This window comes from Bacillus sp. FSL W8-0116 (genome assembly GCF_038003825.1).
In the GTDB taxonomy this organism is placed as follows: domain Bacteria; phylum Bacillota; class Bacilli; order Bacillales; family DSM-4216; genus Bacillus_O; species Bacillus_O smithii.
This window is the reverse complement of sequence record NZ_JBBOPY010000001.1, coordinates 2078116-2104478: the sequence shown is the minus strand read 5'-3', so window position 1 is coordinate 2104478 and position 26363 is coordinate 2078116. Positions and strand designations below refer to the sequence as shown.

26 protein-coding genes and 1 pseudogene are annotated in these 26363 nt (G+C 38.7%); 12 read left to right on the top strand and 15 right to left on the bottom strand.

Annotation, left to right across the window (positions count from 1 at the left end):
* The first annotated feature begins 33 nt into the window (after positions 1 to 33).
* Positions 34 to 1146, top strand: coding sequence for an RNA-guided endonuclease TnpB family protein (locus N1I86_RS10025; RefSeq protein ID WP_003353982.1), 1113 nt, complete (start codon positions 34 to 36; stop codon positions 1144 to 1146).
* A gap of 172 nt (positions 1147 to 1318) precedes the next feature.
* On the opposite strand, the gene N1I86_RS10020 is transcribed toward N1I86_RS10025, so the two are convergent.
* Positions 1319 to 2404: an S-layer homology domain-containing protein gene (locus N1I86_RS10020; RefSeq protein WP_341096118.1), complete on the bottom strand. Its 1086-nt coding sequence runs from the start codon at positions 2402 to 2404 to the stop codon at positions 1319 to 1321.
* Positions 2405 to 2962: 558 nt separating this feature from the next.
* On the opposite strand from N1I86_RS10020, the gene N1I86_RS10015 reads away from it, so the two are divergent.
* Entirely contained in the window at positions 2963 to 4117 is a 1155-nt protein-coding gene (locus tag N1I86_RS10015; protein ID WP_341096115.1) for a S8 family peptidase, read from the top strand.
* Between the two features lie 233 nt (positions 4118 to 4350).
* Here the strand turns inward: N1I86_RS10015 and N1I86_RS10010 are convergent, their stop codons facing one another.
* Both N1I86_RS10010 and N1I86_RS10005 read right to left on the bottom strand, forming a co-directional pair.
* Positions 4351 to 4488, bottom strand: coding sequence for a hypothetical protein (locus tag N1I86_RS10010; RefSeq protein ID WP_003354842.1), 138 nt, complete (start codon positions 4486 to 4488; stop codon positions 4351 to 4353).
* An 87-nt stretch (positions 4489 to 4575) separates the two neighbouring features.
* Complete coding sequence (locus N1I86_RS10005; protein WP_234395487.1) at positions 4576 to 4965, bottom strand: MarR family winged helix-turn-helix transcriptional regulator; 390 nt, start codon at positions 4963 to 4965, stop codon at positions 4576 to 4578.
* 28 nt (positions 4966 to 4993) lie between these two features.
* Between N1I86_RS10005 and N1I86_RS10000 the strand changes: the two genes are divergently transcribed.
* From N1I86_RS10000 to N1I86_RS09990, 4 genes and pseudogenes are all read left to right on the top strand, one after another.
* Positions 4994 to 5275, top strand: a complete 282-nt coding sequence (locus N1I86_RS10000) for a hypothetical protein (RefSeq protein WP_340396339.1) — start codon at positions 4994 to 4996, stop codon at positions 5273 to 5275.
* Entirely contained in the window at positions 5266 to 5433 is a 168-nt protein-coding gene (locus N1I86_RS16755; RefSeq protein WP_445662262.1) for an Ig-like domain-containing protein, read from the top strand. The genes N1I86_RS10000 and N1I86_RS16755 overlap by 10 nt, the downstream gene beginning before the upstream one ends.
* Positions 5434 to 5608: 175 nt before the next feature.
* Complete coding sequence (locus tag N1I86_RS09995) at positions 5609 to 6790, top strand: IS701 family transposase (protein ID WP_341094502.1); 1182 nt, start codon at positions 5609 to 5611, stop codon at positions 6788 to 6790.
* Positions 6791 to 7123: 333 nt separating this feature from the next.
* Positions 7124 to 7447 (top strand): annotated as a pseudogene (locus tag N1I86_RS09990) (transposase); the annotation flags it as partial.
* Between the two features lie 316 nt (positions 7448 to 7763).
* Here the strand turns inward: N1I86_RS09990 and N1I86_RS09985 are convergent.
* Entirely contained in the window at positions 7764 to 8648 is an 885-nt protein-coding gene (locus tag N1I86_RS09985) for a LysR family transcriptional regulator (protein WP_340397623.1), read from the bottom strand.
* A 124-nt stretch (positions 8649 to 8772) separates the two neighbouring features.
* On the opposite strand from N1I86_RS09985, the gene N1I86_RS09980 reads away from it, so the two are divergent.
* Together N1I86_RS09980 and N1I86_RS09975 are read left to right on the top strand one after the other, a co-directional pair.
* A complete protein-coding gene (locus N1I86_RS09980; protein ID WP_341096112.1) occupies positions 8773 to 10047 on the top strand; it encodes a hypothetical protein in 1275 nt (424 codons plus the stop codon).
* 14 nt (positions 10048 to 10061) lie between these two features.
* Positions 10062 to 11024 (top strand): AEC family transporter, encoded by a 963-nt coding sequence (locus N1I86_RS09975; protein ID WP_340397626.1) that lies wholly within the window; start codon positions 10062 to 10064, stop codon positions 11022 to 11024.
* Between the two features lie 474 nt (positions 11025 to 11498).
* Here N1I86_RS09975 and N1I86_RS09970 read toward each other — a convergent pair whose 3' ends face one another.
* The gene (locus N1I86_RS09970) at positions 11499 to 12119 is read right to left on the bottom strand and encodes a TetR/AcrR family transcriptional regulator (protein ID WP_341096109.1); all 621 of its coding nucleotides are present in this window, start codon (positions 12117 to 12119) and stop codon (positions 11499 to 11501) included.
* A 175-nt stretch (positions 12120 to 12294) separates the two neighbouring features.
* Positions 12295 to 13476 (bottom strand): IS701 family transposase, encoded by a 1182-nt coding sequence (locus tag N1I86_RS09965; RefSeq protein ID WP_003353085.1) that lies wholly within the window; start codon positions 13474 to 13476, stop codon positions 12295 to 12297.
* Positions 13477 to 13567: 91 nt separating this feature from the next.
* Here N1I86_RS09965 and N1I86_RS09960 point away from each other — a divergent pair, with 91 nt between their 5' ends.
* Positions 13568 to 14503 (top strand): Ig-like domain-containing protein, encoded by a 936-nt coding sequence (locus N1I86_RS09960; RefSeq protein WP_341096107.1) that lies wholly within the window; start codon positions 13568 to 13570, stop codon positions 14501 to 14503.
* A gap of 199 nt (positions 14504 to 14702) precedes the next feature.
* On the opposite strand, the gene N1I86_RS09955 is transcribed toward N1I86_RS09960, so the two are convergent.
* Positions 14703 to 15305, bottom strand: a complete 603-nt coding sequence (locus N1I86_RS09955; protein ID WP_003353995.1) for a lysophospholipid acyltransferase family protein — start codon at positions 15303 to 15305, stop codon at positions 14703 to 14705.
* 439 nt (positions 15306 to 15744) lie between these two features.
* Here N1I86_RS09955 and N1I86_RS09950 point away from each other — a divergent pair, with 439 nt between their 5' ends.
* The gene (locus N1I86_RS09950) at positions 15745 to 16728 is read left to right on the top strand and encodes a DMT family transporter (protein WP_341096104.1); all 984 of its coding nucleotides are present in this window, start codon (positions 15745 to 15747) and stop codon (positions 16726 to 16728) included.
* A 140-nt stretch (positions 16729 to 16868) separates the two neighbouring features.
* On the opposite strand, the gene N1I86_RS09945 is transcribed toward N1I86_RS09950, so the two are convergent.
* The 6 genes from N1I86_RS09945 to N1I86_RS09920 all read right to left on the bottom strand — a co-directional run bounded on the left by N1I86_RS09945 (position 16869) and on the right by N1I86_RS09920 (position 22310).
* The gene (locus N1I86_RS09945) at positions 16869 to 17921 is read right to left on the bottom strand and encodes a galactitol-1-phosphate 5-dehydrogenase (protein WP_341096102.1); all 1053 of its coding nucleotides are present in this window, start codon (positions 17919 to 17921) and stop codon (positions 16869 to 16871) included.
* A 295-nt stretch (positions 17922 to 18216) separates the two neighbouring features.
* Entirely contained in the window at positions 18217 to 19248 is a 1032-nt protein-coding gene (locus N1I86_RS09940) for a zinc-binding dehydrogenase (RefSeq protein WP_341096100.1), read from the bottom strand.
* 36 nt (positions 19249 to 19284) lie between these two features.
* Positions 19285 to 20547: a PTS galactitol transporter subunit IIC gene (locus tag N1I86_RS09935; RefSeq protein WP_048622470.1), complete on the bottom strand. Its 1263-nt coding sequence runs from the start codon at positions 20545 to 20547 to the stop codon at positions 19285 to 19287.
* Positions 20548 to 20616: 69 nt separating this feature from the next.
* Entirely contained in the window at positions 20617 to 20904 is a 288-nt protein-coding gene (locus N1I86_RS09930) for a PTS sugar transporter subunit IIB (RefSeq protein WP_003354007.1), read from the bottom strand.
* 2 nt (positions 20905 to 20906) lie between these two features.
* Positions 20907 to 21386 carry a PTS sugar transporter subunit IIA gene (locus tag N1I86_RS09925; protein ID WP_003354008.1) on the bottom strand — a complete coding sequence of 160 codons (480 nt, stop codon included), beginning with the start codon at positions 21384 to 21386 and terminating at the stop codon, positions 20907 to 20909.
* Positions 21387 to 21419: 33 nt separating this feature from the next.
* Positions 21420 to 22310 (bottom strand): PTS sugar transporter subunit IIA, encoded by an 891-nt coding sequence (locus tag N1I86_RS09920; protein WP_341096099.1) that lies wholly within the window; start codon positions 22308 to 22310, stop codon positions 21420 to 21422.
* A gap of 88 nt (positions 22311 to 22398) precedes the next feature.
* Here N1I86_RS09920 and N1I86_RS09915 point away from each other — a divergent pair.
* Positions 22399 to 23444 (top strand): IS630-like element ISBs2 family transposase gene (locus N1I86_RS09915; protein ID WP_076611651.1). Its coding sequence is split into 2 segments (ribosomal slippage): positions 22399 to 22902 and positions 22905 to 23444, totalling 1044 coding nucleotides; the frame shifts between segments, so codons are not numbered across the junction.
* A 4-nt stretch (positions 23445 to 23448) separates the two neighbouring features.
* Here N1I86_RS09915 and N1I86_RS09910 read toward each other — a convergent pair.
* Positions 23449 to 24618, bottom strand: coding sequence for a BglG family transcription antiterminator (locus N1I86_RS09910; RefSeq protein WP_341096097.1), 1170 nt, complete (start codon positions 24616 to 24618; stop codon positions 23449 to 23451).
* Positions 24619 to 24969: 351 nt separating this feature from the next.
* Positions 24970 to 25578 (bottom strand): TetR/AcrR family transcriptional regulator, encoded by a 609-nt coding sequence (locus N1I86_RS09905; protein ID WP_341096095.1) that lies wholly within the window; start codon positions 25576 to 25578, stop codon positions 24970 to 24972.
* A 95-nt stretch (positions 25579 to 25673) separates the two neighbouring features.
* Between N1I86_RS09905 and N1I86_RS09900 the strand changes: the two genes are divergently transcribed.
* A complete protein-coding gene (locus N1I86_RS09900) occupies positions 25674 to 26243 on the top strand; it encodes a cysteine hydrolase family protein (RefSeq protein WP_341096093.1) in 570 nt (189 codons plus the stop codon).
* The last annotated feature ends 120 nt before the right edge of the window (positions 26244 to 26363 follow it).

Below are 26363 nucleotides of genomic sequence, written 5' to 3'. Positions count from 1 at the left end.
GAAATTTTTCCGCACAAAGTGAGGTGAATTGATATGGCCAAGCAAAACAAAGCTTTCAAGTTTCGTTTGTTACCAAACAAAGAACAATCCGCATTATTAGCTAAGACATTTGGTTGTGTTCGCTTTGTCTACAATAAGATGTTAGCTGAACGCAAAGAAACGTATGAAAAGTTCAAGGATGATAAAGAATTGCTTAAAAAGCAAAAGTTTCCGACCCCTGCAAAATATAAAAGTGAATTTCCATTCCTAAAAGAAGTGGATTCTTTAGCTTTGGCAAATGCACAAATGAACTTACAGACTGCTTATAAGAATTTCTTTGAAGGAAATGCGGATTTTCCAAAGTTCAAAAATCGTAAAGCAAAACAATCCTATACAACTAATATGGTCAACGGAAATATTAAGCTAGAAAATGGTCATATCAAACTGCCAAAAATCAAAAAGCCAATAAAAATGAAACAGCATAGAGAGATACCTGCTGATTATAAAATCAAATCTTGCACTATTTCTAAAACAAAGACAGGCAAATACTACATTTCAATTTTGACAGAATATGAGAAAGATATTCGTCCAGTTAAAATACAGAAAGTTGTTGGTTTGGATTTTGCTATGGATGGTCTATATGTCGAGAGTGAACAGGGTAAGAAAGCCAATTACCCACGTTACTATCGGCAAGCCTTAGATAAATTAGCAAAAGCACAACGAATTCTTTCTCGAAGAAAGAAAGGTTCTGCAAGATGGGAAAAACAACACCTGAAAGTGGCTAAGCTACATGAAAAGACAGCGAATCAGCGCAGAAACTTTCTTCATCATAAGTCAAAAGAATTAGCAACAAACTATGACGCTGTGATTATTGAGGACTTAGACATGAAAGGCATGTCTCAAGCCCTCAACTTTGGAAAAAGCGTTCATGATAACGGCTGGGGGATGTTCACTACTTTCTTAGCGTATAAGCTAAAAGAACAGGGGAAACAACTTGTGAAAATTGATAAGTGGTTTCCCTCCACTAAGAAGTGTTCATGTTGCGGCAAGGAAAAAGAAATGCCATTATCTGAACGTGTATATAAATGTTCTTGCGGCTTTGTATTAGATCGCGATCACAATTCAGCAATCAATATCAAAAATGAGGGATTACGCTTATTAGCATAAAGAATAATAACTTTCGGAACGAGAGGGTTAGCTCGGTCAATTTTCTGTCATTAGACGGGATTACCCGAGAAGCCCCCACTTCAATCAAACCGTAAGGTTGATAAGTGGAGGGTAGTTCACAAACCCCCTGTTCATAAAAAACAGGAGGTTTTAGCCTTAAGAAAAAATCATATCAGAGTCCGAAAAGCGGAAGCTCGTCCGGATCTGTGCTATATGCTTGGAAATCATAGATTTTCCATTTTTGACTCTTTGAATCTAGCTTTAAAAAGAATAGACCAGATAGATCTTCGGTTACATCAAAATTAAAGTCTGGAGATTTTAATGTGATTTTGACTTTTGCATTGGTTAATTCTACTGTTGCATAACGATTATTTAAAGTTTTTACGTTATAAGTAGGATCACCGATAGGTTCAATCGTGATTTGAGCATTTTCATTCTTCAACGATTGATAAAAGTCAATTGATTCTAAACCTGATGCTCGGTAATAGCCGATTGTATTGTCTTTATACAATTGAGTCAAAGCATCAAAATTCTGATTTTTTATATATTGGCTTTCATTTGATTCAAATTGCTTTACAAAATCAATTAATTGCTGTTTGTCAGGAAGTGCTGTTGTCTCTTGGTGCAAAGCACGATAAATCATAACAATGGCTTGTGCTCGAGTTGCCAAATCATTCGGCTTAAAAGTAGTTCCATAGCCTTGGATGATTCCGTTGGCCGCATTTTTATGAATGGCCTCATAAGCAAAGCTTGATTTTGGCACATCGCTAAAAGTTTTACGAATGGGGTTAAACTGAATGGTATTTTGGAAAGCATTGTACACCATTTTAGCAATTTCACTGCGTTTAATTTTGTCTCCCGGATGGAATGTTCCATCGTTTCGTCCACTAATAATGCCGTTACTGCTTGCAATTTGAACATATGGATAATACCAAGCGCCGGATTTTACGTCAGCAAAAGACTTGGCTTTTCCTTTTAACTCCAGTCCCATTGCATTGACAATCATCTTTGTGAATTCAGCTCTCGTAATATTTTCATTTGGCTTTACATAGACGGAAGGGAATCCATCTTCATCATACTGTATCTTTCCATCAATAATATCAGCAGATAAAAAGTCCTGTATCTCGTCATGTGCCCAATAATCATCATCCACATCTTCAGGATAGTACATGTCTGAAGTCTTTTCAGCGGCCGACACCATTTTGAAAGGCACAAGAAGAGCCAACAGCAAGGCTAGAATAGGAATAACTTTTTTCATATAATCCTCCTTTTTTTGTAAAAAGTGCTTGTTGTTCTATTTTAAGAGAAAAAGCTCTAAATAGTCACTATTAATTTTGAAAAATAAGATTAAATCAGTCCAAAGACCTGATATTTTGTCAAAATTAACATATTATAAGGATTTTACTCCTGGCGAAAAAGATGTAATATTTATGCTGGATTTCCAATGAATAGTTTTTTGAAATTGAACAGCAGTATGAACACGTTCAACATGAGATTCTGCTCCACTTATATTTTGACAACGATTAATGTTGCCCGAAATCTCTTTGAGGACGTAGTGAAGAGAACATCATGATCAAAATAACACCAATTATGGAGATGTTGCTGTAACCTGAAAAATTTAAGGAAGCGATTGAGGAATAAATAGAGATAGATTGTACATAGGAAAATCACTAGTCTCTTTTTCCGCCGATGATGCAAAAGTTTCCATTTATACTGTTTTGTAGAGCAGATGTTAGGTGATATAATGAAAATAAAAGATTGTAATATCTTTCTAATTTTGTTTTTACATAGAATAAAAATGTGTGCCTCTGGGGGAATGGAAGATGAAAAAAAAACGGCATTTTATGCTTTATTGCTGTCGGTTTCTTTGGCTTTAGGGTTGAATGTGGAATCGGGGATTGCCTCGGCGAATGACCAGCCCTCTTCTCAAAAAGGCGAAAAAGAAGTGGTCGTCGTTTATAAAAACATGAAAGGAAAAGAGGCCGCTATTGAAAACAGCCATGATGTAGAACATCAATTTAAAAGCATTCCGGCCGTTTCTGTTACGGCGGACAAACAAGACGTTCGTCAATTAGAGTCGAATCCAAATATTGCCTATGTGGAAGAGAATGTTCCGTTTCAATTGGCTGATTCGAGTTTTCAAACGTTAAGTACAAGCCGCGCCGTTTCTTCCAACGAAAAAACTTGGGACATGCAGGCGATTAATGCATCCAAAGCTTGGGAAAACGGGGTGACCGGAAAAGGCGTCAAAATCGCCGTGATTGATACGGGGATTGCCCCTCATTCGGATTTGAATATTGCAGGCGGAGTTTCCACTGTCGATTATACCTCTTCCTATAAAGATGATAATGGACATGGTACTCATGTGGCCGGGATCATTGGCGCTAAACGTAATGGCGTAGGGATCGCCGGTGTCGCACCGGATGCTCAGATTTATGCCGTAAAAGCGTTGGATAAGAACGGAAACGGAAACTTGCAAGATATTGCAGAAGCTCTGGATTGGGCGATTGCAAATAAGATGGACATTATTAACATGAGTTTTGGGACAAGCACCGACTCCAAAATCCTTCATGATTTAGTCGATAAGGCATATAAAAGCGGCATCTTGCTTGTCGCAGCAGGAGGAAATAACGGGAATTCATCCGGTACAGGAGATACGGTGGAATATCCGGCCAAATACAACAGTGTTGTAGCGGTATCTTCATTAAATTCAAATAAAAATCGTTCTGTTTTTTCCGCAACTGGTCCGGAAATTGAAGTATCTGCACCGGGTGAAAATATCGTCAGCACTTATTTGAATGGAGAGTATGCAGTCGGAAGCGGCACCTCGATGGCGGCTCCTCATGTGGCCGGCATGTTGGCTCTATTAAAACAAATGCATCCTAATGAATTGAATAGCCAGCTGCGGGCAGAGGCGGAGAAGGAAGCAATGGATCTTGGAAAAAAAGGAAAAAATCTTACAAATCAGTAGCGCAATCTTATATTAACAAACTTCCAAAGGGGTCAGAAAAAACAAGGCTTCAAAAACGGCTCAATTCAATGCAGGTTCGGTAATAGAAAAACGAGGCTGACTCAAAAGCAAAATGACTTTTGAGATCAAGCCTCGTTTTTGTTGGAAATTCTCTTTATTTGATTTGAACTAACTGTTCAATTGAGAAAGTTCTCTCTTGGAGAGGGTCTTTCACTTCTGTTTCTTTCTATTGATCACATGAAAAACAGCCCCCATGCCACTCCAATCGCAACGGCAGTAACTATGTGACCTAGTACAACACCAATGACGGCGCCAATGATTGCACCAAAGGATATCAAGTGGATATTCCGTTCACCGTTTTTCTTAGACATAATTCATACTCCTTTTATCTTCAATTGGATATTTCGATCACTAAACGGAAGGGATGAAAAATGGCAATTTATTTTACTTCAGATCATTCAATCGAGCTTTTCTAAGATTCGAATGATTTTATGGATCGCATAGTCAAAATCAATCAAATCCTCTTCGTCAAGTTGACCTATTTTCTCGCAGAATAGATAATAGAAGTCTTCCCAGCGCTTTTTTACTGTTTCTTTTCCTTTTTCGGTTAACATCAGTTTGACAAATCGCCGATCGCGATCGTTCTTCGCTTTTTCCACATAGTTGTTTTCCGCCAACTTAGCGATCAGAGGGGTCAACTGCTGCTTTGAAATGTTGATGTTTTGCGCTAGTTGGGTCATGGAGATACCCTCCTTAGTATGAAACAATTCCTCCAGTATATGAAATTGCAAATGGGTCAAATCAGACGTTTTGGGTGCAGCCTTATGATTTGCGACAGGTTTGTTCATCTTGTTGTAAATCAGCGGAAGAAGTCGGATGAAGCTCTCCGCGATTTTGTCTGTTTTCGAAGTCAATCCCATGCATCCCTTTCTTGATTTTAATAGACCTTCAAAATTTATTATTAAGGTAGCAAAAGAAACTACTGGAACGCCTATATCCCCTGAACAACTCAAAAAGTATAAAGAGCTGTTCAAACCAATTCCTAATGTAAGACCAAACCAAGCCTTTTCAATTAATTTTACAACGGAATTAGACCGTTCTACTGTTAACAAGGAAACGGTTTTTGTTCTTAACAAAAAAATGAAAAAGTGGATATAGATCTTCAACTAGCTAGTGATAATAAAACTCTTATTATAAAACCAGTGAATGCATATGTATCTAGGGAATCTTATACCTTATATATTGACGATGCCATTAAATCAAAAAATGGTAAGAATTTGTCGCAGGCAGTAAAGGTGACTTTTAGCATTCGTTAAAAGTTAAAAGAATTTCTTCGATACAAATAAAGCGGTGATATAACAGTAGTAGTAACTGTAGATGAGCAAATTCGCTAACATAAATTTACAACCAAACAAAAAAAGAGACATGAACCCGATTCCTTGATTAGAATAGATGTGTCACCAAAACTATTCACAAGGAGGTTCATGTCTCATGAATAGATTAGCACATCATCAAGGAATCCACAAGTTTTTCACGATGTTGGGGTTGGCACTTTATTTTTCAAAACCTGTCATGAAGCATCTCGTTCATATCGTGGATGCGCTGACCACCAAAGGATTTGCGGGAACATTGACCGATCTTCATCATTGGAGCTTTCATCCGAACCACCGCACGACACTCAGCCATTTTTTCACGAAAAGCCCTTGGGATGAAGAGACGCTGCTTCGCAAACTTCAACAGTGGATGCTTCGTCGTGTCGAACGCATCGCCAAACAGGAGAATCAACCCCTTTTTGTTTCGATCGATGATACGATTTGCCAAAAAACCACGCCTTCGTCACAGGCAACGCACGCCATTCAAGGGTGTGATTGGCACTATTCTCACACAGAGAAAAAGTCGATCTGGGGACATTCTCTCGTTTGGCTCATGGTTCATACGATGACCCAGGCTTTTCCCTTTGCGTTCCGCCTCTACGACAAGGCGGCTGGGAAAAGCAAGGGGGAACTCGCGATCGAGATGCTTTCTTCTTTGGATGTACACCGTCCTGTTTATGTGCTGATGGACTCTTGGTATCCATCGCAAACGCTCGTGGAAGCTTGTCTGAAAAAGGGATTCCACGTAATCGCAATGCTCAAGGCCAATCGGCTTCTTTATCCAAAAGGCATTGCGGTTCAGGTGAGGGAGTTTGCCCGCTACATCGAACCGAAAGACACTCACCTCGTCACGGTGGGAGAAGAGCGTTATCGGGTTTATCGCTACGAAGGCTCTCTCAAAGGTCTCGATGATGCCGTGGTGCTGCTCGCTTGGAAAGCCGATCAGCCGATGACATCGGAACATCTTCACTGCGTCTTGAGCACCGACCGGGATCTAAGCGATGAAGAGATCTTGCGCTACTATGCCCAGCGTTGGTCGATCGAATGTTTTTTCCGTCAAGCGAAAGACCAGCTGAAACTCGATGGATACCGCGTTCGCGGACGTCGGGCGGTGAAACGCTACTGGATCTTGGTGCAGCTTGCTTACGTGTACAGCATGTTCGAGTCGAACAGCGATTTTTCTGATGGGCTCGATCTTCTGCGCAAGAGAAAAGGACATAGCCTCGTGGAGTTCATTTACCGTGCAGCGAAACAAAATATTCCCATTGATACCGTGAAAAAACAGCTCCACGTGGCATAAGGGGTACCCTGTTTGTCTCTTTTACATGGTAATTATTGTAATTAAAATTGCTCAACTACAGTAGTAAAATATTCTATCTTCTTGTATTGAATTTAATGAATAACAGTGTACAACGACCTCTTGGTGATGATGTATAAAATTTTGTGTCAAGCATTTGGCTAGACCAAAAGAAAAAGGTAGGGTATTCTCTGATTTGAGCAAACATTCTAGAGAAAGGAGTACCCTACCTATGTCTAAAAGTATATCGAATATAGATTGGATGAATCAACTGGAAAACGTTATTCGTGAGTTTGTAAAGGAAAAATTAGAGCTGATCATGAAGGAAGAAATCTTCAACAGTTTGAGTCGAAATGGTCGAGCAAGTATCCGAGAGAAGTTCAATCTTGGGCCAATGAGTTGGATGTCCTCCTTACATCTATGGATTATCCAAACAGTATTCGAAGTGTGATTTACACGACCAATGCCATTGAACGAGCGATCAAAGAGATTCGGAAACGTCTAAAGCCGATGAACAGTTTGAGTAGTTTAGAAGCCGCTGAAATAGTCGTATATTTGATCATTCAAGATTTTAATGAGAAATGGGCAGGGCGAAAGTTGCGAGGATTTGCCGAAGCCTATGAAGCCTTTCAACGAATGTTTGAAGAATGTTATAACTAACCAAATATTGTAAACGAACAAAATAAAGGGATTATCCCTTTCTACAGTAGAGACTGAATATTCAGTCTCCTGGGTGGAGGAAACCAGTCTTCCCCTCTATTCTAAATCTATTTCAGAGATACCCTATCTATCTTACATAACACAAAATTCTTGGCGGTACCTCTTTTATGATTTAGAATTAAAGAAATAAGAAGATTAAATATAATTTATTGCTACATAAAACCTTGCGAACCAAGGTTTTATGTTTTTTCTAGCGAAATTCTAATGATGAAAACAAAACAGAAAAAAACTTGGTTCTTATAAACCAAGTTTTAATTTAAAATCTGCCTTCCTTATTCACAACATTTTTTGCACTTTTCAAAAAATTCTTTAGAGATAAAAACTCATGTACATTCTTACGCCTTATAAAAACGGTTTGTACTTTTGAATATTTTTCCGGTAGTGGACAGCAAAAAATTTGTTTTTCATCCTTTAATTGCTGATAAATGATTTCAGGCACTACAGTTGCTCCCAATCCAGCTTTAACACATCCCAACATTCCTTCAATTGTTCCAAACTCAATTTTATTCGAAGGAATGATACCATTTTCTTGCAGGCAGTTTTCAAGCATCAAACGATAGGTGCATCCATGTCCAAATACTAGTAATGTTTTCCCGCAAAGATCAGAAATGCTCTTCATTTGTTCTTTAAACGAATGTATTAAAACTACTTTTTCATCTACCATAACTTCAGAAAAAATTTCGGGATGATCTATAGGACCAGTAATAAAAGCTCCATCAATTTCATACTTTAAAACCGAGTCAACCAGTTTTTTTGTATATCCAGTTTTTAGGGTTAAATGGACATCCGGATAATGATCATGAAAATCAGATATGATCGATGGTATTCTTACAGCAGTTGTGATATCAGTTGCGCCAATTGACAAACTACCGCTTGTATTTTCCTCATCTTGAATCATTCTTTGTGCTTCATTAAGCAAATTGAGTATTTGCCCTACATAAGAAAGTAAGGTCTTTCCTGTTGAGGTTAATATTACTCCCCGACCATGTCGATGAAAAAGGGTTGTTTTGAATTGCTCTTCTAATTTATGAATTCTCCCGGTTATATTCGATTGAACATAGCATAGTTCTTGAGCAGCTTTGGAAAAACTCCCCGTTCGTGCAACCGTTTGAAAAATGAGAAGGTCCTTAGTATCGATCATTTGGCATGATCCTCCTTTCCTATTATTTTTAATGATATCTAAATTCTTTAACACTCATTTCAAATTATATCAAATAGATTGTATGATGGAAATATAAACCAAACCTTATAGGAGGGTGATATTTATGGCGATGCAGTTACCAAAGAACCATAAAAAAAGGGAGAATAACTTTCAGATCGATGGCTTTCTTGATGAAACACTTCGAGAAGGTGCGGAACGTTGTCTATTCGCCGTAGATGAAGATAAGAAATATGAATTGATTAAAAAGCTAGTAGATTCTGGAATTAGGGATATTATAATTGGATCAGGTCCAAAGGATCCATCTCTAATATTTAAATGTTTATCTGCAAAACATGATTTCGGTAAATTACCTGAAGATGTAAATTTTGCTTTTATTCTTCTTCTCAACTCATGGGAACCGTTATATGAAACCTTCAAATCTTTCCCAAAAGAATTTCTAAATGATTTAACGATTAGCTTTGGAATGGTGGAATATCAACAAGAGCATCAACTTTTCGAAAGAGTTGTCGAAAAATTTAGGAAAATAGGGGTTACGAAATTTAGAGCTAGTTTACTAAACAATTTTTCAAACGGTGTAGACGAAGATAAGTACGCACAAATTACTCATCACATTAACCGTTGTGTCAATGAAGGATTTGACACAGTACGAATTAATGATTCCCTTGGTACTATTTATCCAGAGGCTATGGAAGTTTTGTCAGCGAATCTCGTATATGATTATCCTAACTTGAATTTCTGTTTACACGCTCATAACGATAGAGGGTTAGGTCTACAGAATGCCTTGATATCCATTTATAACGGTTTTAACATGATTGAAGGTGCTGTGGCGGGTTACGGAAACCGTTCTGGACTTCCAGCTATTGAAACACTCGTTAGAATTTTCTCAGAAAAAAATATTACCATTAAAAATACAAATTTAGATCTGGAAAAGTTAAAGGAAGCAGCCATCCGAACGGATGAAATTTTCATGACTGTCCCCAATATTTACAGACCTGAAAGTGGATTAGTTGTGAATAAAGAAAATTTAGGTGTGCTTAATATACCTGATTATCTGGGTGTTGAGCGAAAAACAGATTATTTCCTTAATAAAGTTGGATTGCATTTGGGAACCGTGCAAAAAGCACTTAAGTCTGGTGGCTTTAGCGAATCGCTAATTAATAATTCTGATTTTATTAAAGAGGTAAGAGAAAAAGTCGAAGAGAAGATGATGCTTATTGCCGCCGAAAAACAAAGTAAGTTTGAAGGAATCGTCTCGGAAATCTATGAATTTTATTCAACTGGAGTGCTGGGTGCTAAAGATATACAAGAAATAGCTGAACAATGCGCTTTAGAGAAACGTACTTTAGAGCAGAAAGTATTTCAATATTCAGAAAGGTAAAAAGGTGCGTTCATATGCAAGTTCTTTTTAATGTCATATTGCCAGTATTTGCGATTATTCTCTGTGGATATCTATCAGGTTTATTTGGAGTTATTTCTAAAGATGGAGCTAAAAGTCTGAACAATTATGTTTTCTATGTGACTCTACCGGCCTTGCTTTTTTATTCAGTCGCAAAGGCGCCTATTGAGCAACTGACTAATGTGGCGTTTATAAGCGCTAACCTTATTGGTATCCTAGCGAGTTTTTTGCTTTCAATGTTCATTGCAAAACTGGTTTTTAAAAAAAGTTTTCCGGTTCTTGCGATTCACGGAATGAATGCTTCATATGGAACTACTGGTTATATGGGAATCCCATTGTTAATTGCGGCGTTTGGTCAGAAGGCGGCTCTTCCAGCCGCTCTTGCAACATTAATTCATAATATCCCTGTCATAACGCTAGTAATGCTTATATTTGAAACTTCTAGGGTTATTCAGAAAGACGAAAAAACAAATTTTATTAAAATTGTAAGGGATATCGCAAAGCCAGTATTAATTAGCCCATTGACCATTTCTGTAGTTTTAGGGGCTGTTATTGCATTTTTAGGTATTCAGCTACCTACTTCAGTAGATGTTTTTGCTCGTTTTCTTGCGGATGCTTCCGGACCAACAGCTTTATTCGCAATTGGATTAAGTTTTGTTAATCAAAAAGATATATTTAATAAATCAAACATTATAAGCCCAGAAGTAAGTCTACTAGTAGGGCTAAAGTTAATTTTTCAACCACTTTTGACCATTTTGTTAGTCTTATATGTATTCCAGCTGGATCCACTTTGGAGGACAGTCACGATCATAATGTCTGCATTACCTGTAGGCGCTGGTGTCTATGTCTTTGCTCAAAAATATGATCAACTGGTTAAACAGACATCTTTAGCTATTGTTGTATCGATGATATTTTCCCTCATAACCTTATCAACATTGTTTATTGTATTTGTTCGCTAAATAACGAACTACAAAAAATAATAACCAAAATGTGATCTTATAGAGCGAGGCTGGGACAAAACCCCCTCTAAAATGGAAACAGCCCATGAAATTTTGGAATGAAATTTCATGGGCTGTTTTTCATTTTTTCAATAGAGCATTTTGCAAAATTAGATTTTTTGGATAAAAGTATAAAAAATAAAGCACTCGACAAATAGCTACCAGCATGCTTGCAGGTCATACACATAGGGGACAAATATTCCCAGGGAACTTAATCACAAATGCGGTGTTTGAAGTAGACTATGGATACTATCAAAAAGATGCCGACAGTCCAAATGTTATCGTTACTTCGGGCGTTGGAACGTGGGGGATGCCAATGCGAGTCGGATCGAATAATGAAATTGTAAGCATAATTTTACATTAGATTTTAAACGTTGCAAAATTCACCTTTAAGGACAATTCCTATTTTTAATGGTATTGTCCTAAAGGCATTCATTATTTAGATTTTAAACCTGCTGCATAAACAAGTCCATTGACTGTCATGGTCGAAAGAATATGGGCCATTTCATAAGGTGATTCTTTCATGCCGTTTTCTAACCACTTTTGAATCACCCCGATATGTGCAGATGCAATATAAGAGGCTAAATACTGTCCAGGAACAAGTAACTTTTCTTCCTGAATAAATGAATTCGGACCATCCGTAAATATTGTTTTCCACAAAAAATCCTTCAGTCTTGATTGGAAAGTTAAATGTCCTTTCGGCCCTAACATAGCTTTCATAAATTTACTATTCTTATTGATGTATTCAAGCGTTGAGATGGCAATAGGATTTGGTGCTTGCGTAGGTAAATTGGATTCAAGTACCTCAATAAGCCTTGGAAAGTTTTGTTTAGCAATTCGGGTCATTTCATGCATAATTTCTTCCTCACACTTTGTCATTAAATCAAATTTATCCTGATAATGTGCATAAAATGTACCTCTGTTTATTTTAGCTCTTGTTGTTATATCTTTAACTGTAATCGCTTCAAATCCCTTTTCTTCAATTAAATCTACTAAAGCATCCCGAATGGATTCTTTTGTTCGAATGACACGTAGATCTGTACTATTTTCGTGCATACCATTTCCTCCTAGAATTTTATCCGACACATTTACAAGAAGTGTACCATAACCGACATATCTTTCATTTTTGATTATTGAAAGAGAACTAATATCCCAATTATATTGTAATCTGTAGATGAGCATTTTTATTAACAATGATTACCATACGAAAAAGAGACAAACGGGGTACCCCTTATGCCACGTGGAGCTGTTTTTTCACGGCATCAATGGGAATATTTTGTTTTGCTGCACGATAAATGAACTCCACGAGGCTATGTCCTTTTCTCTTGCGCAGGAGATCGAGCCCATCCGAAACATCACTGTTCGACTCGAACATGCTGTACACATACGCAAGTTGCACCAAGATCCAATACCGTTTCACCGCCCGACGCCCGCGAACGCGGTATCCATCGAGTTTCAGCTGGTCTTTCGCTTGACGGAAAAAACATTCGATCGACCAACGCTCGGCATAGTAGCACAAGATGTCTTCATCGCTTAGCTCGCGATCGGTGCTCAAGACGCAATGAAGATGTTTCGGTGTCATCGGCTGATCGGCTTTCCATGCGAGCAGCACCACGGCATCCTTGAGACCGTTCAGAGCACCTTCGTAGCGATACACCCGATAACGCTCTTTTCCCACCGTGACGAGGCGGGTATCCCGTGGCTCCATAGATTTGGCAAATTCCTTTGCTTGAATGGCCGTCCCTTTTGGATAGAGAATCCGATTCGTCTTGAGCATCGCGATGACGTGGAACCCTTTTTTCAAGCAGGCTCCCACGAGGGTTTTCGATGGATACCAAGAGTCCATGAGCACATAAACGGGTCGACTCACATCCAACGAAGAAAGCATCTCGATCGCGAGTTCCCCTTTGCTTTTCCCCGCCGTCTTGTCGTAGAGGCGAAAGGCAAAAGGAAACGCTTGGGTCATCGTATGAACCATGAGCCAAACGAGAGAATGTCCCCAGATCGACTTTTTCTCTGCGTGAGAATAGTGCCAATCACACCCTTGAATGGCGTGTGTTGCCCGTGACGAGGGCTTCGTTTTTTGGCAAATCGTATCATCGATCGAAACAAAAATGGGTTGATTCTCTCGTTTCGAGCTGCGTTCGACACGATGAAGCACCCACTGCTGGAGTTTGCGAAGCAACGTCTCTTCTTCCCATGGGCTTTTCGTGAAAAAATGGCTGAGTGTCGTGCGATGGTTCGGATGAAAACTCCCGTGATGTAGATCGGTCAGTGTTCCCGAAAAGCCCTTTGTAATCATCGCATCCACGATATGAACGAGATGCTTCATGACAGGTTTTGAGAAATAAAGTGCCAACCCCAACATCGTCAAAAACTTGTGGATTCCTAGGTGATGTGCTAATCTATTCATGAGACATGAACCCCCTTGTGAGTAGTTGTGGCACATCTATTCTAACCAAGGAATCGGGTTCATGTCTTCTTTTTTGTTTGGTTGTAAATTTATGTTAGCGAATTTGCTCATCTACAGTAATAAAATAACAGTAGAGGCAAGCGGTAATGTGATTGGTTCTGACGATGCAAATGAAAATGGCCGTTTTTCCGTCGCCATTCCTGCGCAAAAAGCGGGCACTGAATTACATGTATATGCGGAAGATTCGGTGGGAAACAAAAGTGAAGAAACCATTGTAACGGTGAGTGACAACACCGCGCCGACAAAACCGGCAGTCAACGTAGTAAGCGACCGAGATACAGTTGTCACAGGAACAACCGAAGCAAATGCCAAAGTAACCGTAAAAACAGGCAACACCACACTTGGAATTGGTACAGCAAATCAAAGCGGTCAATTTAAAGTAACGATTACGAAACAAAGAGCAGGCACGACCTTAACTGTATTCGCCGAAGACGCGTCCGGAAATAAAAGTGCTGCCGTTGCAGTGAATGTGCTGGATAAAACCCCGCCGGCAAGCCCAACAGTCAATATTTTTGGCGACAACCAATTAACCATAACCGGAAAAGCTGAACCCGGATCAACCGTCACAATCTATTCCGGCAATACCCTACTAGGAAAAGCCACTGCCAATAGTTTAGGAGTCTTTTCAGTTCTTATTAAATCTAAGCAAAAAGCAGGCACAACTGCCACGGACAAAGCCGGCAACAAAAGTGCAGGCAAGGCTTTTAAAGTAGCAGACAAAACGGCGCCAAGTATTCCAACGGCTAATAAAGTGACATCTAAGTCCACAGTGATTGCAGGGAAAGCTGAAGCTGGATCAACCGTTTACGTATACAACGGGAATAAATATATCAGCAAGGCCATTGCCGACTCTAAAGGAAATTACAAAATCAAAATATCCAAACAGAAAAAAGGCACGACTTTAAAAATTTATGCGAAAGATAAAGCCGGAAATCAAAGTGGAGTTCGATATGTGAAAGTACAGTAAGGGATTGATCTTAAAAAGAAATTCCACATGAGACTGTTTCAAAACGACGGAGAAAACCATCCAGCATCACTTGATTTAAGTGGTTCGGGATGGTTTTTTAAGTGTTATTGATTTCCTCTTTAATGAATCAACCTATGGTGCTCATTCGCGCTCATCAATCAATAAAAATACCCATCATTTCAACGATGGGCATCTTCTTTTATTCCTTTTCTAATTCATTTTCCAATTCTTTTATTTTGTTCTCTAATCGTTTTAAGGCATAGTCGATTAATTCATCTCGGTTCATTTCTTGTTTTTCTTTATCAAAGATAAGGGGTTCACCGAATAGAACGTGCGATTTTTCTCCCTTCCATAATCCGCTGAAATTGGTTGGACCTTTATAAGCAGCAGGCAATATAGGGGCATTCGATTTTAATGCGACAGTCACAGCCCCTCTTTTTAAAGGAACATCTTCACTTGTTCGCGTCCCGCTCGGAAATATGCCTACACATTGGTTCTTTTTCAAGATCTGCATAGGAATTTTTAAAGCACTCGGCCCCGGATTTTCCCTATTGACAGGAAATGCGTTAATAGAGCGGAAAAAACGATCTCTCCATTTTCCCTTAAAGAGCTCTTGCTTCGCCATATAATGGACAGGTATCGGATAAAGAGCAAGAGCCAACATAATGACATCGACCCATCCCCTATGAGAACACGTCACCACAAATCGTTCATCAGATGGAATATGCTCTTTCCCCTTCACCTTTAAAAGGCGAAACATTTTCACTAACAACAATAAGATCGTACTGATCAGTCGATACATGAATTTCCTCCAATCTTTCACAACATCATGATATGGAGAGGCAAAGAATAAGAGGCAGAAGATTCTCTTTTCTGCCTTCGCTTCATTTTAACATACTCTTAGGAAGAAAAATTCCTAAGTTCTAAAATATTTATAAATTTTCATAAACCTTTTTTGACCTTCATTACAAGTGTTATAAATACAGAAAAAATGCCAATATATGTTTTTAATGCCAAAACCATAAAAGTGCTCAAAAAACAGAGCATTCTTAAGATATCTTTTAAACAATCGTTTTCATTTTATTCAAAGCGGGTATATTGTTCAGTAATTCACATAACTGCTCTTTTTCATTTGTGAAATACTGAACTATAATGATGTTTGTGTCAAAAGGAATAATGAATAGTTGTCTACATTTAATACTCAGACGACTGCACGATTCTAAAAAATCGAGGTAATCAAGATGAAAAAAGGTTTTCTATATATCATTCTATCGGCTGTTCTTTTTAGTACGATGGAGATTGTGATTAAAGTCATGTCTAGTGACTTTGACTTTCATCCTATTCAACTGAATCTTATTCGTTTCTTTATTGGAGCGATGATTTTAGCTCCTCTTGCTATTCAACATATGAAAAAAAGCGGATTTACTTTTAAAAAAGAACATCTATTCTTTTTCATCATCACAGGTTTTTTATGCGTTGTCGTTAGTATGACGTTTTATCAATTAGCGATTGTTTATACAAAGGCATCAACCGTAGCAATACTATTCAGCTGCAATCCACTTTTTGTCGTTCCGCTTGCCCATTTTCTATTAAAAGAGAAACTGACTAAGCGAACCATATGGGCATTAATCATTAGCTTGATCGGCATTTTAAGCATTGTAAATCCATTCGAAATTTCTAATCCAGCAGGCATTGTTTATGCACTATTATCAGCCGTTTCATTTGCCCTCTACAGCGTTGTAGGCAAAAAAGGAATTCAACAATATAAATGCGATGGCGTTATCTTAACTTGTTTCAGTTTTGTAACAGGCAGTTTAGAGATTCTGGCTCTCATTCTTATTTCAAAAATAAATGCTGTATCTAATTGGCTTACAAGCATTGGACTGGATGTGTTTGCGAATGTGCCTGTCACCCAAGGAATTACATGGAGTACATTGCCTAGCTTAATTTATATCGGTATTTTTGTGACGGGACTTGGATTTGCTTTCTACTTTTTAGCAATGGACGTCACATCCGCTTCTACAGCCTCTACGGTGTTCTTTATCAAACCGGCATTAGCTCCGATCTTAGCCTTCTTTCTCTTGAATGAAGCTATTTCTGCCAATACAGCAGCCGGAATTGTTTTCATTATGATTGGTTCATGTCTGATTTTATTTGCAGACAAAAAACCAGCAAAACTCAGTGTCCATCGCCCAAAAATTCATTCTCATATTCGTTCCAATTGATTGAAGAGAGTGTCCCAAAAGCGGAAGATTGGGGGCACTCTTTTTGTAAAAAAGAAAAACATTCCCTTTGTAATAAAGAGAATGACCGGGAAAAATTATTTTTTCTTACTTTCCCAGTCATCCTTTTAAATAACCGTTATTCACGTCATTTCCGGATAAAACAGAACCTTTCCGTAAAATCCTTCTTTGTTCGTGATTTTTGAAAAAATTTCCGGGCCTTCTTTAAGCGAAAGTCGATGAGATATTAACGGTTTGACATTCATTTTTCCTTTTTTCATATAATCGATGGTCGTGCTCCACTCCTTGCCTGGAAATGGAGCAGAAATCGCATTCCATGAGCCTAATACGGTTAATTCATTTCTTACAATTTTTTCAAAGTAAAATCGCTCAATGTTGACATCGCCGTAAGGGATTCCCATAAAAACAACTTGGCCTCTTCGTTTGGCTAACGCAAAAACTTGTGCCGATGTAATAGGAGAACCAGCTGACTCAATCGCTATATCTACACCTTTTCCATCCGTCCATTCCATCAACTGATCATAAGCTGGTTTTTCAAGTGAGTTCATCACGACATCTGCTCCTACTTCTTTAGCGATGTTTAATTTTTTTTGATCAATATCGATTGCATAGACTTTGCTAGCGCCAAATATTTTGGCCCATTGAACAGCTAGCAACCCAATGTTTCCACATCCCACCACGGCGATCTCTGCTTCAGGTATCCTTGTTGTGCGATAAAGACTGTGGACAACGACAGCTGAAGGTTCAATAAAGACAGCCGTATCAAAATCAATCGTATCCGGTAAAGGAAGAACATTTTCCTCAGGAAGTTTTACATATTCTGCAAATGCCCCCGGATATCTCGACCCGATCACGGTCAATTTTTCACACTGTGATAATATTCCTTTTTTACAGCTGTCACACTTTCCGCAATAAAATGTAGGACATCCTGCTACACGATCCCCTATTTGAACATGATGGACATCAGAACCAATTTCCACTACTTCTCCACAGAACTCATGCCCCCATATCATTCCTTCAACGTAAGGGCCTAGTTTGGCATATCTTGACACATCAGAGCCGCATATCCCCGCTGCTTTTACTTTTATAATCACCTCGTTGCTTTTTTCAATAACCGGCTTTTCTGCTTCTTCGAATCTTAAATCTTTTTTTCCATAAAGCTTTAGTGCTTTCATGAAAGTGTACTTCCTTTCCGATCAGTCTCCATAACCTCCTGTAGTTTCCGTCGAGCGCTCTTATTTTTTGGATAAAACCTATATACTAGTGCCAAACCCAACACGATAGAGTTGATCAACAGCTGATGTTGAAAATAAAAATCGCTCATTGATCTGCCGTACTGCCCGAGTACAAAATCAAGAAATTTCTCAACCATATACGTTTATGTCGCCCGCCTTCCGTTTCCCCCGAATATCTACCAAAATCATTTTCTATTCTCGTACAAGCTGCAATCGAGCATTCTTTTTTCATCCATTATTCTGTCGGTTTTAATATTACTTTAATGGACTCACCGTTCTTAATGACCTTATATGCTTCGTCCCATTGTGTTATATCAAATTGATGAGTCACAAGCGCTTTGGCATTGACGAGTTTTTCATTCATTAAAGCTAATGACGGTTCCCAATCACTTGGCTTTTGGCTTCTCGATCCAATGAATGTGAGTTCTTTTTGAATAATTTTTTCAGAATCAATAGGGATTTCCGGGTTTTTAAAAATACCGACCTGGACAAATTGTCCTTTCTTTTTCAACAAGTCCAGTCCCATATTCACAGCCGGAACAGCACCGGTACATTCCAAAACAATATCAGCACCATATCCATCCGTTAAACTTTGTACAAGAGCGTTGATATCTTCTTCTTGAATATTGACAGCATAATCAATCCCTAGTTCTTTTGCTTTTTCCAATCGAATTTTATCGTTGGATAAACCCGTGATGACAACGGTTGTTCCATAAGTTTTCGCTATTTGAGCAGTAAGCAAGCCAATCGGTCCAGGTCCTAATACAACGACAACATCGCCTTTTTTTATCGCCGATTTCGAAACAGCATGATGAGCACATGCCAAAGGTTCCGTCATCGCTGCAGATAAATAATCTACATGTTCAGGCAGTCTATGAACGCTCTCTTTTCTAGCAATCACATACTTAGTGAAACTTCCATTTTGTTGCGTTCCCAATCCTTTTCGACTGCTGCATAAATTGTAATCTCCTGATTGGCAGTACTTACATTTGCCGCAAATATAAAACGTCGTTTCGGATGTCACTCGATCTCCAGGTTGAAACTCCGTGACATTTTTGCCAACCTCAACTACTTCACCCGAAAATTCATGTCCTAAAATAACCGGTGCACTCACTTTATAATGCCCTTGAAACGTATGAATATCGGTACCACATATACCAGAATATTTCACCAATATTTTGACTTGATCTTTTCCTACTTGTGGTTCTTCTACTTCTGCCACTTCTAAGTTTCCGGGACCAAGTTTTGTTTTTAACAGCGCTTTCATTAAAATTCCTCCTTGCTCACGATCAATAAAGACAGATTAATGGATCCAGAAGAATAGCTTATAAATCAAGTAGTTAATTAAGTTTCCACCTTGGTCAATGCTAGATATTTTACTCGCTCCATGAGGCATATGGAATTTGGCATCGATAGCCATTTGCGTATGAAGAGTCGCTAGATCTGTCGCCATGTAAAGAGATAAAGCAATCAGAATCGTTCCTACAATCACCGAATGAATAATGTTCCCTCGAGAAGCGCCAACGATAAATGCAACAATAAATGGAATAGTTGCTAAATCCCCAAATGGGAGTACGTTGTTGCCTGGCAAAATAACAGCTAATACAACCGTGATCGGTACGAGAATCAACGCAGTTGAAATGACGGAGGGGTGGCCAATGGCAACAGCTGAATCCAGCCCAATATAAATATTTTTCGCTCCGAACTTCTTTTGAAGTAATTCTCGTGCCGATTCTGAAATAGGCATAAGTCCTTCCATTAAAATTTTCACCATTCTAGGCATGAGAACCATCACGGCTGACATTGATATGCCGATTTGAATCGTTTTACCAATTGAGTAGTCAGCCAATAATCCCAACACGATTCCAAGAATAAGTCCCATAAAAATCGGTTCACCGAATATTCCGAATCTTTTTTGTATCGTTTCAGGATCGGCGTGTAGATTTTTAACTCCCGGAATCTTTTGAATCAATTTCACCAACGGGATCCCAAGCACAGCATAAGAGATGGTACTTCCTGTAGCGACCGATATGCCCGGTAATCCAAAATAATCTTCTAGCATAGGTGCAGTCCAATCAGCGACTTTTAAACAAACAATTTGGAATAAAATCGCTGCTATTAAGCCTTGAATCATACTGCCTGTTAGAGTATAAACAATCGCTCCCGTAAACGCGTAATGCCAAAAGTTCCAAATATCTACGTTCATGGTTTTAGTTGTTTTCGTCACAAGCATCAATATATTCACTAACAGCCCAAGCGGTATAACAAACGCCGCAATCTTAGAAGCCCATGAGATCGAAGCGGCCGCCGGCCACCCGACATCAATTACATTTAACTGAATTCCAAATCTTTTCACCATCCCATGAGCCGCTGGACCAAGATTGTTAACGAGTAAATCTACTACCATAAAAATTCCTACAAAAGCTACACCGATTGTAAGACCCGCACGAAAAGCTTTTCCCGGTTTTTGTCCGAACAATAGACCCAATAAAAAGATGACGATAGGCAATATAACGGTAGCACCCAGGTCCAAAAATGCTTGTATAGCATCAAAAAATCCCTTCATTTCATTGCCCTCCCGATGTCAACTGGTTAGATTTCATGGGTTCAACATGAAATTTATATCCTTCATACCCTATTTTTTTAATTCCTCTAAAATTTCTTTTTTCGCCTCGTCTAATCCAATTCCAGTTAAAAACGCTCTTGCATTGATGACCGGGAACGGATATTCCTGCTGCACGATCGTTGTACTAATTAATAAATCTGCCGAATCAACATACGACCCTACTTCGGTAATTTTGATTTGGATAATATCGCAATCAATATGATTTTCTTTACAAATTTCTTCAAGCGCCTTATTTACGATCGTAGATGTGGCAATTCCCGCACCGCATGCAACCAATACTTGTTTTTTCTTTTTCATGTTTATTCCTCTCCTTTTTGTACTCGTAAATCATGAATTAATCGATTTTTAATATTGGTTTTATTTTCTTCTGACAATAGATAATTCAATTCTTCTTCGTTTTGAAATATTTCCATTAATTTTTGAAGAAAGGTTACATGTGACCTTTTCTTATCGATCGCAAGCATAAACACTAATTTAACAGGAGTTTCGGCATTCTTCTCTCCCATGATGCCAAAATGAACTTCTTTTTTTAATATTGCTAGACTAATAGCTTTCTTATTTACATGCTCAGGATCTGTATGAGGGATCGCTACAGATACACTTTTCGTCGGTAAACCGGTCGCATAGTTTTTTTCCCTTTCGATGATCGCTTTTATAAAACTTTCTTTTACTAATCCTTTTTCCATTAAATTAGTCCCCATCATTTTCAATAATTCTTCTTTATCCGTAACCTCCAGATCCGTCAAAATTAATGATTCATCCAAATAAATTCCACACACTCATTCTCTCCTCCAGACTTTCTGAAAAACTATTTATTCGTCTACTGCATATTTCTCCATAATTGCTTGTATCTCTTGAACGGACTGGGCATGAATGATTTGCTCACGATCGCGGTCATTCCTTACTAGCTTCATTAGCTGCATTAATGCTCTAAGGTGTTGGTCTTTGTCTAACGCAGCAATAATGATGATTAACTGGATAGTATAATCAGTGGCGAATGATACTCCTTTTCTTAATCGAAGCATACTCATAGACAGTTCATTGACTCCTTCCTCTGGAGCTGCATGAGGAATCGCGGTATTGGGACCAATGACAATATAAGGATCAGAGTGACAGCGTTGAATCATGGATTCGACATATTGATGAGTAATATGTTTGCTTTTTAATAATGGCTGAGAGGCCAGCCTGATAGCTTCCTCCCAAGAATGAACAGAATGACGAAATGTAATCGTGGAAGGAGTGATTAATTCATATAAATTGGGGTTTCTGTTATTCCACCCATAATCAAAGTAAGAATGGTCTTGACGGATATACTCCATTAACTGCTTAGACAAATTTTTTTTATCTTTGATAACGCAATATTTTTGGATGATTTCCATCATATCTTCTATATTTAATTCATTTGGCACATATCCGTACAATTCATGCATGACTTGCTTCCGCAGTCTTTTTTTCTCGTCATATCCAAGAAAAGAATTTACATAGAAAAATTTCTTTTTCGTTTCTACAAAAACTGGTGAAAATACAATGTCATAGTCCATCGGATATTGTTGAAATTCTCGAATGGATAATGAATCCAAAAATATAAATTCCGGAAACAAGTTTCTTAAAGTACTAAACATATATCTGGAAACCGAAACCCCTTTTGGACAGACGACAACAGCTTTCATTCTTTTTCCAATATTTTCTCCTTGCCGTATCATCCATCCCCCTATATAAATTGAAATAAAGGTTTTCTCCCGTTCCACGGCGAATAAATACAAAGAGAAAATAGGGGAACGGAGAGAAAATATGATGCCAAATCACAAAGACGAGATCGAAAAGTTGTCCACTGCCATGAAAGAAGCAAAAAGTAAACGAGCATATGAACGCTACCAAGCGATTTATCTTCATTTGCAGGGATATACCAAAGGAGAAATCGCAACGATTATTGGTCGATCCAAGAAAACTATTTATAACTATATTCATGCCTACGCCCAGCGCGGTCTTGATGGACTGGAGATGAAATACTCACCTGGCGCCCCACGTCGATTGACCCCTGAGCAGGAAAAAGAGCTGGCTTTGATCATTGAACATCAGCTCCCCGTAGATGTGGGATTCGAAGCAAAATATAATTGGACGCTTGCGATAATCGCTGAACTCATTCAACAAAAGTGGGGGCCAACATACACGCTTCGCGGAACAAGTGACATTCTGCATCGGTTAGGGCTAAGCTATACGAAACCGACCTATACACTAGCCAATGCCGATGAAGAGAAACAAAAAGAATTCGTCGAAATCACCTTCCCTGAAGTAAAAAAAAACTGGTAGATGGGAACATCGCCCATGTCCTCTTTCAAGATGAGTCGATGATTCGTGATTACCAAGCGATTCAAAAAACATGGTTTGTCAAAGGAAAACAACGAATCATTCCGACGTTTGGAAAACATCAAGGGCTGAAGCTGATTGGCACGTTGAACTACGAAACAGGGGAAGTGTTTTGCATCGAAGAAGAATGCTATGACGCGGAAACATTTCTTCGATTTCTTCAACTTGTGTTAGAACGCTATCCCACAGGCAAAATAGTGATGATTTTAGATAACGCTCGAATTCACCATGCCAAACTCATTCAGCCATTTTTAAAAGAACACGAAGATCGGTTAGAGCTCGTCTTTTTGCCACCATACAGTCCGCAATTGAACTTGATTGAAGGGCTATGGAAATGGCTGAAATCAGACGTGATTTACAACGTGTTCTATTCGAGTGTGCAAGAAATTAGAAAGAATGTCCAAGCCTTTATTCAGCGAATCAACCAGAAACCAGAACAAACGATCGATCGTTTGTGTGTTCAGTTGTAAATCTTTAATTCAACTTATATATCAACATCGTGAAATAAATGATTTCGTTTTCCGGAATATCACATCCGATTAGGTGAACTAGCGGTTGGATAGATTTTTTCACAAGATGATGGAGTTCTTTAAAATCCTTGTTCACAACTTCATGCATATTATTCGCTTCAGTTAAGCGATATTTAATACGGTAGTAAGCAGGCTTCATATGAAGAAGCAACTTCTGAATCAACTGTTCCTGGTCTTTTAAAAAAATACATGTATTCTTTTCAAACAATACAAGCAGCTCATCTAATGCCTGAACTAGATCAGGTATGATTTCTTGTGTTAACCCTTCTGACCAATATACATTCGTTGTGAGTAAATATAGCGTGATAAAAAGACGTTCCTCTTCCGGCACATCTTTAAAATCATGAAGAATTTCCTCCGTCGCCAAATATTCCTTTGTATCCGAAATTTCTTCATAGTGGATATAAAAAGAATCGATTTGATTCCCTTGCTTAATTCGTTTTAATATAAGCAACAAAATATAGGGCATTAATATAACTTTTTCATCCGTAAATTTTAAATTTAACCGTTTTTCCACTCTTTCTATTTTCTTTTGGAATTCTGCTATTTCTTCATCCGTTATACAAGCCATTCTCTTTATTCTTTCTTTACCTTCATCCATTTTTATAACTTTATCAATCGTCGATACCAGCAATTTACGAATGTTGAGCTCTTTTCCTTCGATTAAATACCCAAATTTTCGTGAATAACGAAACTCAAGACCGTATTCAGAAACAATATTCTTAACCCGTTTCAAGTCATCCAAGGCCGTATTCTTACTTACCTTTAATTCACTCGTAAAATGAATTAATGATAACAATTCATCGCAACATAACAGCATTAATAAAATGATGTTCACACGTTCTATTTTTGATAACTCATTTACATTGCCACATTCCCATTCTTCATCTAGACGAAACTTAGATTTTAAGCCTTTATCTACAAGAAAATAGCCTTTATTTGTTCTATCAATTTCAGGAAGATTCCGACTTTTAAGCCAACCATTAATTTTTTCAATGCTATATCCAATCTGTCTTCGACTTAATTGATATTTTTTCTCTAATTCCTTGCTCCTAATATTCGGGTTTGTCATCACCTCTTTTAGGAGATATCTACTTCTCCCGTCAAGCTGCATTGTATACCTCCTTTCTTTTCACACACATTGTAGCACCAGCAAACATAAATATGGATGCGCTTTCATCCTTTTTTTTGAATATATGCAATACAAAATTGTGATTTACCTTTGGATTGAAGTTTTAGTCGTTTTTGTTTTTGCGAATGAATCAATATGAATATGAGCTCACTTCAAATGCAAGCCACTTAATCAGCGTGAAACTTCCTCTCTAATGTAAGAAAGGCAGAGGCAGCGAAGGCTGATTTCGCTGCCATCTGCCCATGAAATTGTAAGGTGTGTTTAATACCTGAGAATATAACAGGATGTTGTAGTTCAACTATTACAAGTTGTGTAGCTTTTGGTCAAAAGCACTCATTGAGGCGGAATAAATATAGAACAGAGCTGTTCCAAAATCATCTCAGGCGTATAGCCACGCACCTCTCTTTGAAACAAATAGGAATCGCTGCTTAAAGCCGCCAACAATATATCCGCTCTAAAGACATTGTGAAGATGGGTATGCTCGGCTGCAGACATCTCATCAAAAAGTTCGACGATGAATTGATGCAATTTGTTATATAAAGGACTTCGAGTTCGGTATCTAAGTCGATTGGTTGGTGCGGAGTCCTCGACTCCTTTAAGCAATTGTGCCTTTTTCTCACGAAAACGGATAAATAAGCTGAGGATCCCTTTCAATCGTTTACTTGGCGGCTCTGTCCGGTTCTGATTCAAGTACGCTTCCATATCTTCAAAAAGCAGGGAAATGTTGTCCTTGATTAAATCCAAACATAATTCACCTTTGTTTCTATAACGACGATAGAGCGTTCCCGAACCGACCTGTGCTTCTGTGGCAATTTGATTCATACTGACTTGTTCAACCCCATATTGCTCAAATAGCCTACGAGCCGCATTTAATATACGCTGACGATTCTCGGCAGCATCACGACGTTCAGAACGAGTGTGGTTTGCATCCGCATCATCCACTATACCATCACTCCCTAATATTCAATTACCAACCGCCTTGACAAGTGGAGAATTCTCCGCTTAATATTAACATAATGTATAGGAGTGTACAATATATGCAGAATCATCACAATAAAACTGCTCTGTTGGTCATGGATGTGCAAAACGGCATTGTATCGCGTTTTGCAGAAAATGAGAAAGTGCTGCTCCCGTTCCAAAAAGCCGTGGAAGCTGCTCGCCGGCACAACATCCCAGTTATTTTTGTGCGAGTCGCATTTCGCGAAGGCTATCCCGAGATCAGCCCACGGAATAAGTCGTTCTCAGCCATTGCTGGACTTGGTGGCATGACCGTCTCAGACGCATCAACGCAAATTCATGAATCGGTGCAGCCCCGACCAGACGAGCCCGTTGTGACAAAGCTTCGTTTTAGCGCGTTTGCAGGCAGCGACCTTGAAGTCATACTACGATCCCGCCAAATCGACACGCTGATTCTCAGCGGTATTGCCACAAGTGGAGTCGTTCTATCGACATTGCGGGAAGCAGCGGATAAAGACTTTGCGCTTACGGTGCTTTCAGATGCATGTCTTGATCATGATCCTGAAGTTCACCGTGTTCTCATGGAGAAAGTGTTCCCTCGTCAGGCAGAGGTGCTGACTGTCGACGATTGGATTGGTACCTTGGATTAAAAATATAGCACCCGCGTCCGCGGGCCCTGACGAAAAAATACAAGCATGGTTCAATGATCATTGTTCATGATTGATTCGCTAGCAATGAAAAAGAGCAAGTATAGCAAAAGGAAGGCTTAT

Bases quoted from the DNA above. Each gene is read 5' to 3' on its own strand.
- N1I86_RS09955 (WP_003353995.1), bottom strand. From the start codon at position 15,305: ATGTATCGACTGATCAGTACGATCTTATTGTTGTTAGTGAAAATGTTT.
- N1I86_RS09975 (WP_340397626.1), top strand. From the start codon at position 10,062: ATGCAAGTTCTTTTTAATGTCATATTGCCAGTATTTGCGATTATTCTC.
- N1I86_RS09950 (WP_341096104.1), top strand. From the start codon at position 15,745: ATGAAAAAAGGTTTTCTATATATCATTCTATCGGCTGTTCTTTTTAGT.
- N1I86_RS10025 (WP_003353982.1), top strand. From the start codon at position 34: ATGGCCAAGCAAAACAAAGCTTTCAAGTTTCGTTTGTTACCAAACAAA.
- N1I86_RS10005 (WP_234395487.1), bottom strand. From the start codon at position 4,965: ATGAACAAACCTGTCGCAAATCATAAGGCTGCACCCAAAACGTCTGAT.
- N1I86_RS10015 (WP_341096115.1), top strand. From the start codon at position 2,963: ATGGAAGATGAAAAAAAAACGGCATTTTATGCTTTATTGCTGTCGGTT.
- N1I86_RS09995 (WP_341094502.1), top strand. From the start codon at position 5,609: ATGAATAGATTAGCACATCATCAAGGAATCCACAAGTTTTTCACGATG.
- N1I86_RS10000 (WP_340396339.1), top strand. From the start codon at position 4,994: ATGAAGCTCTCCGCGATTTTGTCTGTTTTCGAAGTCAATCCCATGCAT.
- N1I86_RS09930 (WP_003354007.1), bottom strand. From the start codon at position 20,904: ATGAAAAAGAAAAAACAAGTATTGGTTGCATGCGGTGCGGGAATTGCC.
- N1I86_RS10020 (WP_341096118.1), bottom strand. From the start codon at position 2,404: ATGAAAAAAGTTATTCCTATTCTAGCCTTGCTGTTGGCTCTTCTTGTG.
- N1I86_RS09970 (WP_341096109.1), bottom strand. From the start codon at position 12,119: ATGCACGAAAATAGTACAGATCTACGTGTCATTCGAACAAAAGAATCC.
- N1I86_RS09910 (WP_341096097.1), bottom strand. From the start codon at position 24,618: ATGCAGCTTGACGGGAGAAGTAGATATCTCCTAAAAGAGGTGATGACA.
- N1I86_RS09965 (WP_003353085.1), bottom strand. From the start codon at position 13,476: ATGAATAGATTAGCACATCACCTAGGAATCCACAAGTTTTTGACGATG.
- N1I86_RS09920 (WP_341096099.1), bottom strand. From the start codon at position 22,310: ATGATACGGCAAGGAGAAAATATTGGAAAAAGAATGAAAGCTGTTGTC.
- N1I86_RS10010 (WP_003354842.1), bottom strand. From the start codon at position 4,488: ATGTCTAAGAAAAACGGTGAACGGAATATCCACTTGATATCCTTTGGT.
- N1I86_RS09985 (WP_340397623.1), bottom strand. From the start codon at position 8,648: ATGATCGATACTAAGGACCTTCTCATTTTTCAAACGGTTGCACGAACG.
- N1I86_RS09900 (WP_341096093.1), top strand. From the start codon at position 25,674: ATGCAGAATCATCACAATAAAACTGCTCTGTTGGTCATGGATGTGCAA.
- N1I86_RS09980 (WP_341096112.1), top strand. From the start codon at position 8,773: ATGGCGATGCAGTTACCAAAGAACCATAAAAAAAGGGAGAATAACTTT.
- N1I86_RS09960 (WP_341096107.1), top strand. From the start codon at position 13,568: ATGTTAGCGAATTTGCTCATCTACAGTAATAAAATAACAGTAGAGGCA.
- N1I86_RS09935 (WP_048622470.1), bottom strand. From the start codon at position 20,547: ATGAAGGGATTTTTTGATGCTATACAAGCATTTTTGGACCTGGGTGCT.
- N1I86_RS09940 (WP_341096100.1), bottom strand. From the start codon at position 19,248: ATGAAAGCGCTGTTAAAAACAAAACTTGGTCCCGGAAACTTAGAAGTG.
- N1I86_RS09945 (WP_341096102.1), bottom strand. From the start codon at position 17,921: ATGAAAGCACTAAAGCTTTATGGAAAAAAAGATTTAAGATTCGAAGAA.